This is a genomic window from Paenibacillus oryzae, from assembly GCF_001675045.1.
GTDB classification, from domain to species: Bacteria; Bacillota; Bacilli; order Paenibacillales; family Paenibacillaceae; genus Pristimantibacillus; species Pristimantibacillus oryzae.
Genome location: NZ_LYPA01000064.1, coordinates 179,352 through 194,150, shown reverse-complemented (window position 1 = coordinate 194,150; position 14,799 = coordinate 179,352). Strand labels below are relative to the sequence as shown.

Annotated in this window: 13 protein-coding genes; 12 read left to right on the top strand and 1 reads right to left on the bottom strand. The window is 53.5% G+C overall.

Annotation, left to right across the window (positions count from 1 at the left end; genetic code table 11):
- Nucleotides 1-14 precede the first annotated feature (14 nt).
- Complete coding sequence (locus A7K91_RS14780; RefSeq protein ID WP_068684019.1) at nt 15-1,766, bottom strand: Rqc2 family fibronectin-binding protein; 1,752 nt, start codon at nt 1,764-1,766, stop codon at nt 15-17.
- A 421-nt stretch (nt 1,767-2,187) separates the two neighbouring features.
- Here A7K91_RS14780 and A7K91_RS14775 point away from each other — a divergent pair, with 421 nt between their 5' ends.
- The 12 genes from A7K91_RS14775 to def all read left to right on the top strand — a co-directional run bounded on the left by A7K91_RS14775 (nt 2,188) and on the right by def (nt 14,795).
- Complete coding sequence (locus A7K91_RS14775) at nt 2,188-4,968, top strand: calcium-translocating P-type ATPase, SERCA-type (RefSeq protein ID WP_068684016.1); 2,781 nt, start codon at nt 2,188-2,190, stop codon at nt 4,966-4,968.
- Between the two features lie 234 nt (nt 4,969-5,202).
- Nucleotides 5,203-6,033 (top strand): diaminopimelate epimerase, encoded by an 831-nt coding sequence (gene dapF, locus A7K91_RS14770; RefSeq protein ID WP_068684015.1) that lies wholly within the window; start codon nt 5,203-5,205, stop codon nt 6,031-6,033.
- A gap of 18 nt (nt 6,034-6,051) precedes the next feature.
- Nucleotides 6,052-7,926 (top strand): bifunctional homocysteine S-methyltransferase/methylenetetrahydrofolate reductase, encoded by a 1,875-nt coding sequence (locus A7K91_RS14765; protein WP_281198631.1) that lies wholly within the window; start codon nt 6,052-6,054, stop codon nt 7,924-7,926.
- 218 nt (nt 7,927-8,144) lie between these two features.
- Nucleotides 8,145-8,405: an extracellular matrix/biofilm regulator RemA gene (gene remA, locus A7K91_RS14760; protein ID WP_005548256.1), complete on the top strand. Its 261-nt coding sequence runs from the start codon at nt 8,145-8,147 to the stop codon at nt 8,403-8,405.
- Nucleotides 8,406-8,424: 19 nt separating this feature from the next.
- Complete coding sequence (gene gmk, locus A7K91_RS14755) at nt 8,425-9,036, top strand: guanylate kinase (RefSeq protein ID WP_068684014.1); 612 nt, start codon at nt 8,425-8,427, stop codon at nt 9,034-9,036.
- A 16-nt stretch (nt 9,037-9,052) separates the two neighbouring features.
- A complete protein-coding gene (rpoZ, locus tag A7K91_RS14750; protein WP_068684013.1) occupies nt 9,053-9,262 on the top strand; it encodes a DNA-directed RNA polymerase subunit omega in 210 nt (69 codons plus the stop codon).
- A 101-nt stretch (nt 9,263-9,363) separates the two neighbouring features.
- Complete coding sequence (locus A7K91_RS14745; RefSeq protein ID WP_068684010.1) at nt 9,364-9,570, top strand: hypothetical protein; 207 nt, start codon at nt 9,364-9,366, stop codon at nt 9,568-9,570.
- The gene (locus A7K91_RS14740) at nt 9,563-9,766 is read left to right on the top strand and encodes a hypothetical protein (RefSeq protein ID WP_068684008.1); all 204 of its coding nucleotides are present in this window, start codon (nt 9,563-9,565) and stop codon (nt 9,764-9,766) included. Before A7K91_RS14745 ends, A7K91_RS14740 begins: the two co-directional genes overlap by 8 nt.
- Before the next feature lie 193 nt (nt 9,767-9,959).
- Nucleotides 9,960-10,484 carry a YfiT family bacillithiol transferase gene (locus A7K91_RS14735; protein WP_068684007.1) on the top strand — a complete coding sequence of 175 codons (525 nt, stop codon included), beginning with the start codon at nt 9,960-9,962 and terminating at the stop codon, nt 10,482-10,484.
- A gap of 70 nt (nt 10,485-10,554) precedes the next feature.
- The gene (gene coaBC / locus A7K91_RS14730) at nt 10,555-11,775 is read left to right on the top strand and encodes a bifunctional phosphopantothenoylcysteine decarboxylase/phosphopantothenate--cysteine ligase CoaBC (protein WP_068684006.1); all 1,221 of its coding nucleotides are present in this window, start codon (nt 10,555-10,557) and stop codon (nt 11,773-11,775) included.
- Nucleotides 11,772-14,252, top strand: coding sequence for a primosomal protein N' (gene priA, locus A7K91_RS14725; RefSeq protein ID WP_068684005.1), 2,481 nt, complete (start codon nt 11,772-11,774; stop codon nt 14,250-14,252). Before coaBC ends, priA begins: the two co-directional genes overlap by 4 nt.
- Nucleotides 14,253-14,309: 57 nt before the next feature.
- A complete protein-coding gene (gene def / locus A7K91_RS14720; RefSeq protein ID WP_068684003.1) occupies nt 14,310-14,795 on the top strand; it encodes a peptide deformylase in 486 nt (161 codons plus the stop codon).
- Nucleotides 14,796-14,799 lie beyond the last annotated feature (4 nt).

Genomic DNA, 14,799 nt, shown 5'->3' with positions numbered 1-14,799 from the left:
CGTTTTTTTACGCATTAAGCCTTGATTTCCGAGGCAAGCCCCTTTATACGGCCTTCATCGGGAGTAATAAACAGCGTTTTCTGATTGTCGTAAATGACAAAGCCGGGTTTCGCTCCGCTTGGCTTGCGCACATGCCTGATTTGAGTATAATCCACTGGCACCAGGCTGGACGCTTTAGCCTGGCTGTAATGGGCTGCCAGCATGGCGGCTTCCTCCAGCGTTGCATCTCCAAAGCCGGTACCCCTGATAACGACGTGGGAGCCGGGAATATCCTTGGTATGCAGCCATGTATCAGAGGCGGCAGCAAGCCGGTTGGTCAAATATTCGTTTTGCGTATTGTTTTTGCCGACATAGACGGAGATGCCCTCCGAGGATGTATAACATAACAGGGAGGGTTTTCCCGTTTTTTTGCGTTTCGGGCCGCGCTTGTGACGCTCCCTCATATAGCCCTGCTGGACCAGCTCGTCCCGTATTTCCTCGATATCGCCAAGAGAGGCGTTTTCCAGCTGCTGAAGCAGACTTTCGAAATACGTGATTTCGTTTTCCGCCATTTCCATCTGCTCCTTGACAATCGAAACGCTGTTGCGATGTTTGGTATAACGGCGGAAATATTTTTGTGCATTTTCGGAAGGCGACAGCTGCGGGTCAAGAGGGATCGTTACTTCCGCCCCGTTTTCATCATAAAAGTTGATCACCGTTATTTCGCTGTCGCCACGATTGAAATTATGCATATAGGCGGTCAGCAGCTCGCCCAGCACGCGGTATTTTTCGGCATCCTTGGCTTCCTGCAGCGTATCCTGCAGCTTTTTGATTTTGAGGCCGTTTTTGGCCCGTTCATTCTGCACAAACCGGATCAGGTCCGCAGCGCGCTGCTTGACGGTGTCGCGCTCCGCTTTGTCCCCGTAGAAATCCTCCAGGCATTCGCTTGCCGATGGGAACGATTGGACCTCCGCATCCTCAATATGAGTCAGCTCCGTAATGGAGAAAAAAGCTTTTCCGCTGCTGCGTTGCGTCGCGATGACGGGTGTGAAGACATGATTTCTTGCCACTTCCATCAAGTCATTAAAGCTGCTCCAGAGGGAGGACGGCTCCGGCTGATTTCCGCCTTTTGACGCGCGATGCACCATCTCCTTCGCCAGCAGGGGGCTTATGCCGCTGAATGCGTCCACAAGCGCTTTATGCATTGGAGCGTCGCTGTCCTCCTGCGCAGTCAGGCATTCAAGGAAGGCGGCTTCGCTGACAACAGTCAGAGGGTCTGTTTTCCCCTGATGAGGCGGCGGTGTGTACAGGCTGCCCGGCAAGATGATGCGATGACTGCTGATGGCGGGCGTTACATGATGAATGCCGTCATGAATCATTCCCGAGCCGGTGTCCGTCAAAATAATATTGCTGTGCCTTCCCATAATTTCTACGATAATCGTTTTGTGCGAGGTATCGCCAAGCTCGTCCCGGTGTCTGACCCCGATATGGAGGATGCGTTCCCGTCCTACCTGGGAAACGGCGGTAATGACGCCGCCTTCGCAATGCTTGCGGAGCAGCATGCAGAACATAGGGGCTTCCAGCGGGTTGCTATAAGCCGCATTGGTAAAATGGACGCGCGGATAGGTAGGATTAGCGGACAATAGCAGCTTTCCTCCAAATCCTCCGCCTCGAATACTAAGCACCAGCTCGTGGCTCGTCGGCTGATGAATTTTATGAATGCGCGCGCCAACGCAGCGCTGCAGCTCGTGCGCGATCGCGGCAGTAACAATACCGTCTAATGACATGTTGCTTGTTTCCTTTCTTCTTGCAGTATGACTCTATCATGCCATATTACGGACAAAAACTTAAGTGCTGCTGGGATATTTTATAGGCTGTCCGAATACATTCCCTATATAGGTTGTTCAAAAAGTCCGCTTTCCATTGCAGGTCATGCCTGGCGGCATGGCTGACGTCGAATATGGAATTCAGCCGAAAGAAGCATATGCTTACGAAGTATGTTTCTTTCAGAAACATTTGAGGTCCTCACGTAGCTATCACTACGCTCCGGTCCTCGATTTCTAGCTTCATTCCATCTTCTCGGCACTGAAAACCGAACTTTTTGAACTTCCATTGTCTTGATTAACAACCATTTGACAAGCTTTGTAACGAGGTTGTTTAGGTTGGGAATGTCACCGTAATAGGCGATCTACGGGAGGGAAAGGGAACATGGAGCAAAAAAAGTGGCATCAACTAAGCGCGGAGGAGCTGTCCCAAGCGCTCGGAAGCTCGCTGGAAAAAGGGCTTGAGGCCGGTCAAGCCTCGGAACTGCTGGCCCAGCAAGGTCATAATGAACTTTCGGAAGGAAAAAAGATATCTCCTCTCGTTTTGTTCCTGAATCAGTTCAAAGATTTTATGGTGCTGATTCTGATGGGAGCCACTCTTATATCCGGCCTGCTGGGCGAATACCTTGACGCCATCACGATTATTGCCATCATCGTCATAAATGCGGTGCTTGGCTTTGCCCAGGAATTCCGCGCGGAGCGCTCCCTGCGCGCGCTCAAGGAGCTGTCCGCTCCGACCGCCAAGGTGTATCGGGAAGGCGAGCTGCGCAGCATTGCCGCACGAGAGCTGGTAGCGGGCGATATTGTCTATCTGGAGAGCGGCGACCGCATTCCGGCAGATATTCGCTTTATTGAATGCAATAGCTGCTATGTCGAGGAATCGGCGCTGACGGGAGAATCGGTTCCCGTTGGCAAATATACAGATGCGATCCACGAGGCGGATTTGCCGCTTGGCGACCAGCGGAATATCGGATTTATGGGTACGATGCTGACGCGCGGCACGGCCAAAGGGGTTGTCGTGCGTACCGGCATGGCAACGGAAATGGGCAAAATCGCAGAAATGATTCAAGACGCGCAAAGCATGGAAACGCCGCTTCAGCATCGCCTGGAGCAGCTTGGCAAAATATTGATAGCCGTAGCCATTGGCCTCACCGTCATGGTGGTGGTTGCAGGGATTTTGCATGGACAGCCGGCTTACGGCATGTTCCTGGCAGGCGTCAGTCTTGCCGTGGCGGCCATTCCGGAGGGGCTGCCTGCAATTGTAACGATCGCGCTGGCGCTTGGCGTGCAGCGGATGATCAAGCGAAAGGCGATTGTGCGCAGGCTGCCCTCCGTGGAAACGCTGGGCTGCGCCTCCGTCATCTGCTCTGACAAAACGGGCACCCTGACTCAGAACAAAATGACAGTAACCTCCGTATGGCTGGGCGGCCGCAGCCTGCAGGTAACAGGCGAGGGGTACGAGCCGTCGGGCGGTATTTTTCAGGATGGAAAACCGCTGGATATAAAGGGAGAGCAGCCGCTGAAGCGATTGCTGCAGATCGGGGCGTTATGCAATAACGCAAGATTGGAGCGCAAAGAGCAGGAGGAATCCAAAAAGCGCAAGGGCATGGAGTCAGCAGCGGAGTGGAGCCTGAGCGGCGACCCTACCGAAGGAGCGCTCGCCGTTCTGGCGGAGAAGCTGGGTTCATCCGCCAGATCGCTGGAAAAGCTCTATACCCGGGTAAAGGAATTTCCGTTTGACTCCGAGCGTAAACGAATGTCGGTCATTTTGTCCCATCAGGGCGGAAAGCTGCTTTGCACAAAGGGAGCGCCGGATTCCTTGATGGATCTGTGCACGTATGTGCTGTGGGACGGCAAGGTCATGCCGTTTACTTCGACGCTCAAGCGGAAGGTCGCCGAGGCGGGAGAAGGGATGGCCCAATCGGCGCTTCGCGTGCTTGGCTTTGCTTATCGGGAGCTGAAGCCGAATGAACGCTGTGAAACGGAAGGCGAAGCTGAAAACGGCCTTATTTTTGTCGGCTTGACCGGAATGATTGATCCGCCGAGACGAGAGGTGAAGGAGGCTATCGTTACTTGCCGCAGAGCGGGCATCAAAACCGTCATGATAACCGGGGACCATCAGCTGACGGCCGAAGCGATCGCAGGACAGCTTGGCATTATTCCGCGAGGCGGTATTTCAATGAGCGGCAAGCAGCTTCAGGCTCTGAGCGAAGACGAGCTTGATCGCGTTGTGGACAACGTTTACGTGTTTGCCAGAGTTTCGCCGGAGCATAAGCTTCGCATCGTCAAGGCGCTCCAGCGCAGAGGACATGTGGTGGCGATGACCGGCGACGGCGTAAACGACGCGCCGGCAATCAAGGCGGCGGATATCGGGATTGCTATGGGCATCACGGGTACGGATGTGTCCAAGGAAGCATCGTCGCTTGTGCTGGGCGATGACAACTTCTCTACGATTGCGGCGGCGATTGAAGAGGGACGCGGCATCTATGAAAATATTCGCAAGTTTATCCGTTATCTTCTGGCGTCGAATGTCGGAGAAATTCTCGTCATGTTCCTTGCGATGATGGCGGGACTGCCGCTGCCCCTTGTTCCCATCCAGATTTTATGGGTCAACCTGGTGACGGACGGCCTCCCTGCTATGGCGCTGGGCGTCGATCAGGCGGAGAAGGATCTGATGCAGCAAAAGCCGCGGCAAGCCAAAGAAAGTATTTTTTCCAGACGATTAGGCTGGAAAATCATTAGTCGCGGGATCCTGATCGGCATATGCACGCTGGGCGCGTTCTGGATTACGCTGAAGGAGGCTGGCTCCAGTCCTCAGGGCTTGATGACGGCGCAGACGGTAGCGTTTGCCACCCTCGTTATGGCGCAGCTGATCCATGTGTTTGATTGCAGGAGCTCCAGATCCATTTTTCATCGCAACCCCCTTCAAAATAAATATTTGGTGCTGGCGGTATTGTCCTCGCTGCTGCTGATGCTGGGCGTTCTGTACATTGAAGCGCTCCAGCCTATATTCAAAACCGTTCCGATAGGCCTGCGGGAATGGTGTCTCGTATTTGTGGCCGCCGGCATTCCATCATTTGTTATGGGCATCGGAAGCGTGCTTGGCAAACCGGGAAAAGGGAAAAACGCAAAATGGCCTCTCGGTCCTCAGACAGTATCCCGTTAAAGCGAAAGACGGGAGTTCAAAAAGTGCAAATTATGCAATCATAATGCAGCCGGGGGGCGAGATTAAGCCAGCCTCCCGGTTTTTTTATGCAAATGTTGATGCAAATTGTGAATAGCGTTTCTCTCGTCTTTAAGGTATGCTAATAGGAATAATAGAGAGGCGAGACGCACGGAGAATAGTCTATGGGACACGCGTGCAGGCTTGCCAGGCAATCGCTGAAGGAGAGGAAACGGAATGAATTTTACCAAAATGCATGGGTTGGGCAATGATTTTATTGTAGTAGCAGGTGAACAAGAGCTTCCAGGGAACGCATCGGAGCTGGCGCTTGACCTTTGCAATCGCTTCTTCGGCATTGGAGCGGACGGCCTGGTTTATATTTTGCCTTCGGACAATTCGGATTTTGCCATGCGCATAATCAATTCCGACGGTTCGGAAGCCGAGCAATGCGGCAATGCAATCCGCTGCGTAGCCAAATACGTGTATGACAATGGAATGACCGACAAAACGGAAATTACGATAAAAACACTGGGAGCGGGCGTGCAAAAGGTTGGCCTGACGGTTGAGGGCGGCAAGGTTCAGACCGTACGCGTCGACATGGGGCAGCCGGTGCTGAATGGCCTGCAGGTTCCTACCACCATTGATGCCGATCCGGTTGTTAATTACCCTGTCGAGGTGGACGGGAAGACGTTCCTCTTCACTGCTGTATCTATGGGCAATCCCCACTGCGTTATTTATGTGGACGACGCAGCAAGCTTTGATCTGGAAACCTGGGGACCCAAGCTGGAGAATCATCCCTTGTTCCCGCGCCGGATCAATGTCGAATTTGTAACGGTAAATTCCCGCTCGCAAGCGGACATGAGGGTATGGGAGCGCGGAGCGGGTCCAACGCTGGCTTGCGGCACCGGCGCTTGCGCAACCCTGGTAGCATCCGTGCTGAACGGTGTTTCGGACCGTCAATCGACGGTGTCGCTGAAGGGCGGAGATTTGTTTATTGAGTGGAATGAAGAAGACAACCATGTCTATATGACGGGACCGGCCGCAGTCGTATTTTCCGGGAAAAGGTAGAGGAGGTTAACGGAAGAAGTGGAACGTCAGAGAGAAAGTTTGCGCGAGGCGCTTAAGGAGCGCATCCTGATCGGGGACGGTGCGATGGGCACGTACCTGTATCAGCTTGGTTTTCCGATCGGAGTTTCCTATGAGGAATTAAACGTTCTTCGCCCCGAGGTAATCCAAAATGTGCATCGGCTATATTATGAAGCAGGAGCGCGAATCATCGAGACCAATACGTATTCCGCCAACCTGGTGAAGCTGGCTAAATACGGGCTAGAGGACCAGATGGAGGCCATTAACCGGGCCGGAGTGGCGATTGCCCGCTCCGCAGTTGGCGAAGATGCCTTTGTTATAGGCTCTATTGGATCGGTGCGGGATGGCAAGCTTAATAACGTTCGCACCTCCAAGGTGGAGGAAGCCTATGAACGCCAGATGACAGCGCTGGTGGAGGCGGGAGCGGACGGCCTGCTGCTCGAAACCTTCTATGACCTGAAGGAAATGAAGCTTGCTTTGTCCATCGCCCGAAAAATAGGGGATATCCCCGTCATATGCCAGTTTGCGGTTGAGGATAGCGGCCGCACTCGTGACGGCGTAGCGCTGGCCGATGCGTTCCAGCAATTGAAGAAGCTTGGCGCCGATGTCGTTGGCTTCAACTGCCATAGCGGTCCTAACGGCATTTTGAAGGCGGTAGAGTCCATTGAAGGGCCGGTCCATTTGCCGCTGTCGGTATATCCCAATGCCGGTATACCGGATTATGTCGATGGCAAATACAGCTATTCGGCAGGCGCTCAATACTTCGGAGAGTGCGCGCGCCGTTTTGCCGATCGCGGCGTCAAAATTATCGGCGGCTGCTGCGGCACCACGCCGGAGCATGTAGCCGCTATGGCTGCGGCAATTGAGGGCTACGCCCCTCAGTCGGAAGCAGCCATTCAACGGCCTAAAGCGGCAGTTGCAGAATCTGCGCCGAACCAGGCTTCAACAGCAGGAAAGTTTTCCAGAACGGGCGGAGACGCTCCTCAAACCATCGTTGATCTCGTGAAGCAGCGCCATACCGTTATTGTGGAGCTGGACCCGCCTCGCGATCTGGATATTAGCCGGTTTATGGCGGGAGCAGCTGCTTTGAAAGCCGTTAACGCCGATGCGATCACCATGGCCGACAACTCGCTTGCCGTCACGCGCATGAGCAATCTGGCGCTGGGGGCGCTGCTGCGGGAGCAGGTCGATATTACGCCGCTTGTCCATATCGCGGCACGAGACCGGAACCTGATCGGCACGCAGTCCCACATGATGGGATTGGATGCGCTGGGCATCAACCATGTTTTGGCTGTCACGGGCGACCCCGCCAGGTTTGGCGATTTGCCGGACTCCAGCTCGGTTTATGATTTGACCTCCTTCGAAATGATCCGCATGATCAAGCAGTTAAACGAAGGGACGGCATTTTCGGGCAAGCCGCTTAAGCAAAAAGCAAACTTTATCGTGGGCGCGGCGTTTAATCCCAATGTGAAGCATCTGGACAAGGCCGTGCAGCGTCTGGAGCGCAAGGTGTCATCAGGGGCCGACTATATTATGACGCAGCCCGTTTATGATCCCGAGCTGATGGTGCGGATTGCGGAAGCGACCAAAAATATCGGCGTGCCGGTATTTATCGGCATTATGCCGCTCGCCAACGGACGCAACGCGGAATATTTGCATAACGAGGTGCCCGGCATTCAGCTTTCGGACGAGGTACGCAAGCGCATGGCGGGATTGGAAGGCGAAGCCGGCCGGGCGGAGGGCGTTCGGATCGCTCAGGAGCTGCTGGATGCGGCGTTGCCTCATTTTAACGGCATTTATTTGATAACACCTTTTATGTACCATGATATGGCGGTTCAACTAACCCGTTATGTGTGGCAAAAAACAAAAAAATAATAGCCGATTTATCAAAAGTGACGCTGCCATGTTATTTTTTGCTTGTTCATGGCTTCAAAATCAATTAAAATAGGCATACGAGTCGGAGCAGGCGGGAAAATACGTTTGCTTGTTCGTTTTTTTGTCCAAACTAAACTAGAAATGTTTTCTCGCATGTATGCCGTGGATGTTGGAAATGGGACAGTTGCGTTCATAACGAACGCGGAGGGGGATCTGGCTTGGCTATAAAGCTGATTAATATCGGATTCGGCAATATCGTTTCGGCGAATCGCATTATTTCTATTGTGAGTCCGGAATCGGCTCCAATCAAACGAATTATTCAGGAGGCGCGCGACCGTCATATGCTGATTGACGCAACTTACGGACGCCGTACCCGGGCTGTCATCATTACGGACAGCGACCATGTTATTTTATCAGCGGTTCAACCGGAGACGGTTGCCCATCGTTTGTCCACCAAGGATGACGATAACGACGAATAGTACGGGGAGCTTGGAGCAAATGGGATTGTTAATTGTTTTGTCCGGTCCTGCCGGAGTAGGCAAAGGCACGGTATGCGCCGCGCTGCGGAAACGGATGCCCGAACTTGTATATTCGGTGTCCGCTACCACCAGGCAGCCGAGACAGGGCGAGATAGATGGAGTCAACTATTTTTTCAGAACCAGAGAACAGTTTCAGGATATGATCAAGCGGGATGCCTTGCTTGAGCATGCTGAATATGTAGGCAACTACTACGGCACGCCCCGTGATTTTGTGGATACGACCCTGGCGAGCGGCAGAGATGTCATTCTGGAAATTGATGTACAAGGCGCGTTGAAGGTAAAGGAAAAGTTCCAGGAGGCCATTTTTATCTTTCTGCTGCCGCCGTCGTTTGACGTGCTTAAGGAACGCATTACAGGTCGAGGCACGGAAACCAAGGATACCATCGAACGCCGAATGAACGAAGCGAACAGAGAGCTGGGGCTTCTCAGCCATTATGATTACGCCGTTGTTAACGACGAAATCGATGCTGCAAGCGACCGTATTCGCAGTATTATTATTGCAGAGCATTGCAAGGGCTACCGGGTTATGCCGACTGTAGCCCATATGAGAACGGCAATCGAGAAAGCTTGAGTGAGGAGAATGTACAATGTTATATCCGTCCATTGATGAAATGGTGAAAAAGGTTGACAGCAAATATACGTTGGTCGTAGCGGCCTCCAGAAGAGCCCGCATGCTGCGCAACGGTGAAAAAACAGAGCTGGTCAATCCGCGCTCTCACAAATTTGTAGGCGTGGCGCTGGAAGAAATTTACGGTGACATTGTGCAGGTCGAAACAATCGCCAGCAAGGAAGAATAACGTCTCCAAAAAGCAGCATGATCAGTATTAATTCAGAAAAAGGGGTGCGCGCTGGCAACAGTAGACACCTCTTTTTTTGTACAAATGGGAGGTGGGAAAACGTGGATAGTTCCTTCGGTCTGGGAATACTTGTTTATGCTTTGGCTATTGGAGGCGTTGCGCTTTTTTTGTGGCTTTTGCTATTCATTATTCGCTCTGCTATTGATCAATCCAAAACCTCTGCCAAGCTGGATGAGCTGATTGTCGAGATTCAAATCCTGCGCAAGGAGCTTAAAGAGATAAAAGGAAGAGGTGGAACCATTGCCTGATTCCGAAACCCGCCGCGAGCATGCCCCCGATAACAAGGAGCTGCTGGAGAGGGTAAAGTCACTGGAGGCCGAGGTTGAGCGGCTGCGGAGCCATTCCAATACAGAAAGTTCGTTCTGGAGCCGGGCAATCCTTGCTTTTGTCATTGTGTTTGGTGTTATGTTAGTTGGCATTGGCGTCGTGAACTATCTAATATAAGTCGAACAAAAGAACAGTAGCATCAGGCCAGAGTGTGAGGGGTTCTGGAGAAAAGCATATGCTTACGAAGTAACGTTCTTCTAGAACGTTTTAAGCGGTCGCTTGTGTTCCCGGAAGAACTTCTCACACGCCGGCCCACACTGCTGAGACTCTTTTGCTCAACTTATATACTAATATTCAGGAGGGATTTGTTATGGATGCATTGCGTTATCCTATTGGGCGTTACCGGTTTGAAGGCATGAATGCGGCGAGACAGGAAAAGTGGATTTCCGAGCTGGAGGAGCTGCCTAAGGTGCTGCGTGAAACGATAAGCGGACTGGATGATTCTCAATTGGATCTTGCATACCGCAAGGGCGGATGGTCTTCCAGACAGGTTGTTCATCATTTGGCCGACGCCATTATTAACAACTATAGCCGCTTCAAGCTTGCCTTGACAGAATCCAATCCAACCATTAAACCGTTTGATGAGGAGGCGTGGGCGGCTACCGAAGACGGCCTGCATGCCCCGACTGAAACCAGCATCAGCATGATTGAAGGCACCTGTGCCAGATGGGCGCTGCTTCTTCGTTCATTGGACCGTGCGGATTTCGAACGCGAATTTTATCATCCCGGCAAAGGCCGCCAGTTTAAGCTTTCATATTATTTAGGATATGTAACCTGGCATGCCAGACATCATGTCGCACATATTTCCGGTCTCAGAGAGCGCAATAACTGGTAACACCAACCAGGGCATGTCTTACCACTGTGGAGGTTTAAGGCACGCCCCAGAATGAACAGGAGATGTCATCATGATTCAGGGCAAAACCGTATTGCTTGGCATTACGGGCGGAATTGCCGCCTACAAGGGAGCGGCGTTGTGCAGCAAGCTGGTGCAGGCCGGAGCGAATGTGCATGTTCTGATGACCCGTTCCGCCACCCAATTTATTACGCCGCTTACCCTGCAGACATTATCTCGAAATCATGTTTTTGTTGATACATTCGATGAGCAGGACCCATCTGTTGTTTCTCATATCCATCTGGCTGATCATGCCGACCTGGCCATTATAGCGCCTGCAACCGCCAATATAATCGGAAAGCTGGCAAATGGACTGGCCGACGATATGGTCAGCACAACGATGCTGGCCGTAACTTGCCCGGTATTGATTGCGCCTGCCATGAACGTACATATGTACGAGCATCCCGCCGTTGTTGAAAACATGAATAAGCTGGCTCAGCGCGGTGCTTTATTCGTCGAGCCTGGAACAGGACAGCTGGCATGCGGGTATGTTGCAAAAGGCAGACTAGCGGAGCCCAAGGATATCGTTTTGGCTGCCAACAATTTGTTTGCCAAATCCGATGCGCTGCGCGGGAAGCGTGTATTGATTACGGCGGGCGGCACGATCGAGCGGCTTGATCCGGTGCGTTATTTGACTAATGATTCCTCCGGCAAAATGGGCTTTGCGTTGGCTGAAGCCGCAAAGCTCATGGGAGCCGATGTTACCCTGGTTGCCGGCCGCACCTCCGGTCAAGCGCCGGCGGGCGTCGCCGTTGTGCCGGTTGTTTCGGCCCAGGATATGCTGGAGGCGGTGCTGGATCGTTTTGATGAGTCGGATATTGTTATTAAAGCGGCGGCCGTCGCAGATTACCGGCCTGTTCAGGTCCACCGCGAGAAGCTGAAAAAAACCGGTGATCGCTATCAGCTGGAGCTTGAGCGTACAACGGATATTTTGCAGCTGCTGGGTGAACGCAAAAAGGGGCAATTGCTGGTCGGATTTGCCGCCGAAACGGAGCAGCTGGATCATTACGCCATGGACAAGCTCAAACGCAAAAATTGCGATTTGATCATTGCGAACGATATCGGCATGGCAGGCGCCGGGTTTAACGTGGATACAAATGCCGTATCCGTTTTTGATCATAATGGACTGGTGGAGCGTTATCCCGTTATGCCGAAGCGGGAGCTGGCCGGACGTCTGATGGCCATAATGGCTGCAAGGCTTGCGTCGACGCCATTCGGAGGACTAGGTGAATGATTGCCAAAGTCATTGTGGATGTGCCTAGCCGGCAGAACGACAGGCCTTTTGATTATTTGGTTCCTGAAGGGATGGAGCCATGGATTGAATGCGGCAGCCGCGTTGGCGTCCCTTTTGGGGGCAGGGTGCTGCAAGGCTTTGTTATCGGACTGGCGGAATCATCATCGCTTGAGGGCAGCCGTCTCAAGCCGATAGCGGAGCTGCTGGACGCCTTGCCGCCTCTCCTGCCCGATCTGGTGGAGCTTTCCCGATGGATGAGCGACAAATATTGCTGCTCCCGCATTCAAGCGCTTCAGGCGATGATTCCCGCTGCGTTAAAGGGCAAAGAAGAACGGAAAGTTTCTTTGGGCGAATATGGGGAGAGCTGCGGCTTGCCGCCGGAGCTTCTGGAATGGGTCAGCGCGTCTGGCGGAACTGTCAGGCTGGATGCATTGCTGGAGAGGTATCCTCAATATACCTCTGCTGTAAAGGCGGCTTTGCGAAGCGGGGACCTTCAGCAAACGTCGGCTATTCGCGATCGGTTGTCCGTCCGGCGCGTATTGACGGTGTTTTTGGATGTTGATCCGGCCGCCGCTGCCACAGCTGCGGAACAATTCCCCCCGCGTGCGGCAAAGCAGCGTCTTGCCCTGCTTTGTCTTCTTGAACGTGGAGAGCCGATGCCTCTTCAGGAGCTTGCAGCCGCCTCGGGGGCTGCGGCTTCCAGCATCAAGGCTTTGGCCGACAAAGGGCTGGTAGCGTTGCGCGAGGTGGAGAAATCGCGCGATCCATATGGCGATAGAAGCTTTGCGGCGACAGAACCGCTGCCGCTGACTGAAGGGCAAGACAAAGTCTATGGGACGATCAGGCGGGCGCTCGACGGGGCCAAAGCCCGAACTATGCTGCTGCATGGCGTGACCGGCAGCGGAAAAACCGAGGTTTATTTGCAAAGCATCAGGCATTGCCTGGATTCGGGGCGGCAAGCTATTGTGCTGGTGCCCGAAATTTCGTTAACGCCTCAAATGGTGGAGCGCTTCAAAGGCCGTTTCGGCAATGCTGTGGCTGTTCTGCACAGCCGTTTGTCCAGCGGCGAGCGTTTTGACGAATGGCGCAAAATCCGCAGCGGCGCCGCGCAGGTGGCGATTGGCGCCCGCTCCGCGATTTTTGCGCCATTTTCCAGCATTGGGCTTATTATTATCGACGAAGAGCATGAGTCATCCTACAAGCAGGAGGAAAGTCCGAAATATCATGCGCGGGATGTTGCGGTAAGACGGGCGATGCAGCACGGCGCCGCCGTAGTGCTTGGCTCCGCAACGCCGTCGCTTGAAACCTATGCTGCTGCCAGCCGCATTCCCGCGGCAGGCGAGGAGCCGGCGCTGCTGCCTATGCGGGACCGGGTGGGAGGCAGACCGCTGCCGCAGGTTGAAGTCGTGGATATGCGCGAGGAGCTTCGCGAGGGCAACCGCTCCATGTTCAGCCGCAAGCTGCATTCCGCTCTTGCCGACAGGCTGGAGCGCGGAGAGCAGTCCGTGCTGCTGCTGAACAGGAGAGGCTATTCCACCTTTGTGATGTGCCGCTCCTGCGGCTATACCTCCACATGTCCCCATTGCGACATTTCGCTAACCTTCCATCAAAAAACGCGCGTGCTGCGCTGCCATTATTGCGGTCATGCGGAGGGAGCTCCGTCCAAGTGTCCCTCCTGCGAGAGTGAAAACATCCGTTATTTTGGCACGGGCACGCAGCGGGTTGAAGAAGAGTTGTCCAAGCTGTTTCCCGGCATAAAGGTTATTCGGATGGATGTGGATACAACAAGCCAGAAGAACAGCCATGAAAAGCTGCTGAAGCAGTTTGGAGAACGTAAGGCGGACGTGCTGCTGGGAACGCAAATGGTGGCGAAAGGACTGGATTTTCCTTACGTGACGCTCGTAGGCGTCATTGCGGCGGATACGTCGCTGCATCTGCCCGATTTCCGGGCGGCCGAGCGCACCTTTCAGCTGCTGACTCAGGTAGCGGGCCGAGCGGGCCGCCACCAGCTGCCCGGCGAGGTTGTTGTGCAGAGCTATGCCCCTGAGCACTATGCCATAACGACGGCGCAGCAGCATGATTACGAGGCGTTCCTGCGCGAGGAGCTGAGCCATCGGGCGAACATGGGGTACCCTCCATACTGCAGACTTGTATTAATTACAATGTCGCATGAGCAGCTGCCTTTGCTGGCATCAGTCAGCGAAGGCTTTGCTGCGGAGCTGCGGGCGCTGGCGGAGCATGAGGGGTTATTAATGCCGCTTTCCGGCGGTTTTCCACGAGCAATAGAAGTGCTGGGCCCCGTCTCCTCTCCAATCTCGAGAATGAAAGATCGCTACCGGTTTCAATGTGTGATAAAATATCGGGGAAGCATCGACATATCCTCGCTTGTACGGCTGGCTCTGAAGCCTTTTACGGAAGGCGCGGCGGGCAATACCGTGCAGTTTAGCGTGGACGTCGATCCGCAGGTAATTTTATAAGGATTTTTAAATAGGATATGCCAAGGAATAGATCAAAACAAAGGATGGGAACGAAAGATGAGCATCAGATTGATAGTAAAGGACCCTGATCCGGTATTGCGCGAGGTCGCCAGGGAGGTGACGAAGTTCAACGCCAATCTCAAAAAGCTGCTGAAGGACATGGCTGAAACGATGTACGATGCGGAGGGCGTTGGGCTGGCCGCGCCGCAGGTGGGCATATCCAAACGAGTAATCGTTGTTGACGTGGGAGACGATCACGGGCTGGTGGAAATGGTGAATCCGGTCATCGTATCCCGGGAAGGCGAGCAATTCGGACCGGAGGGCTGCCTCAGCATTCCGAATTTGAACGGAGATGTACGCCGCGCGGACACTATCGTCGTGCAGGGACAAGACAGCGACGGCAATACGTTTAGCGTAAATGCCAGCGGTTTTTTTGCGCGCGCCTTCCAGCATGAAATCGACCATTTGAACGGCATTTTATTTACCGACTTGGCGGAAAGCATTTACGACATTTCGGAAAGACCAAGAAAAGGCGGCGAATAAGGTT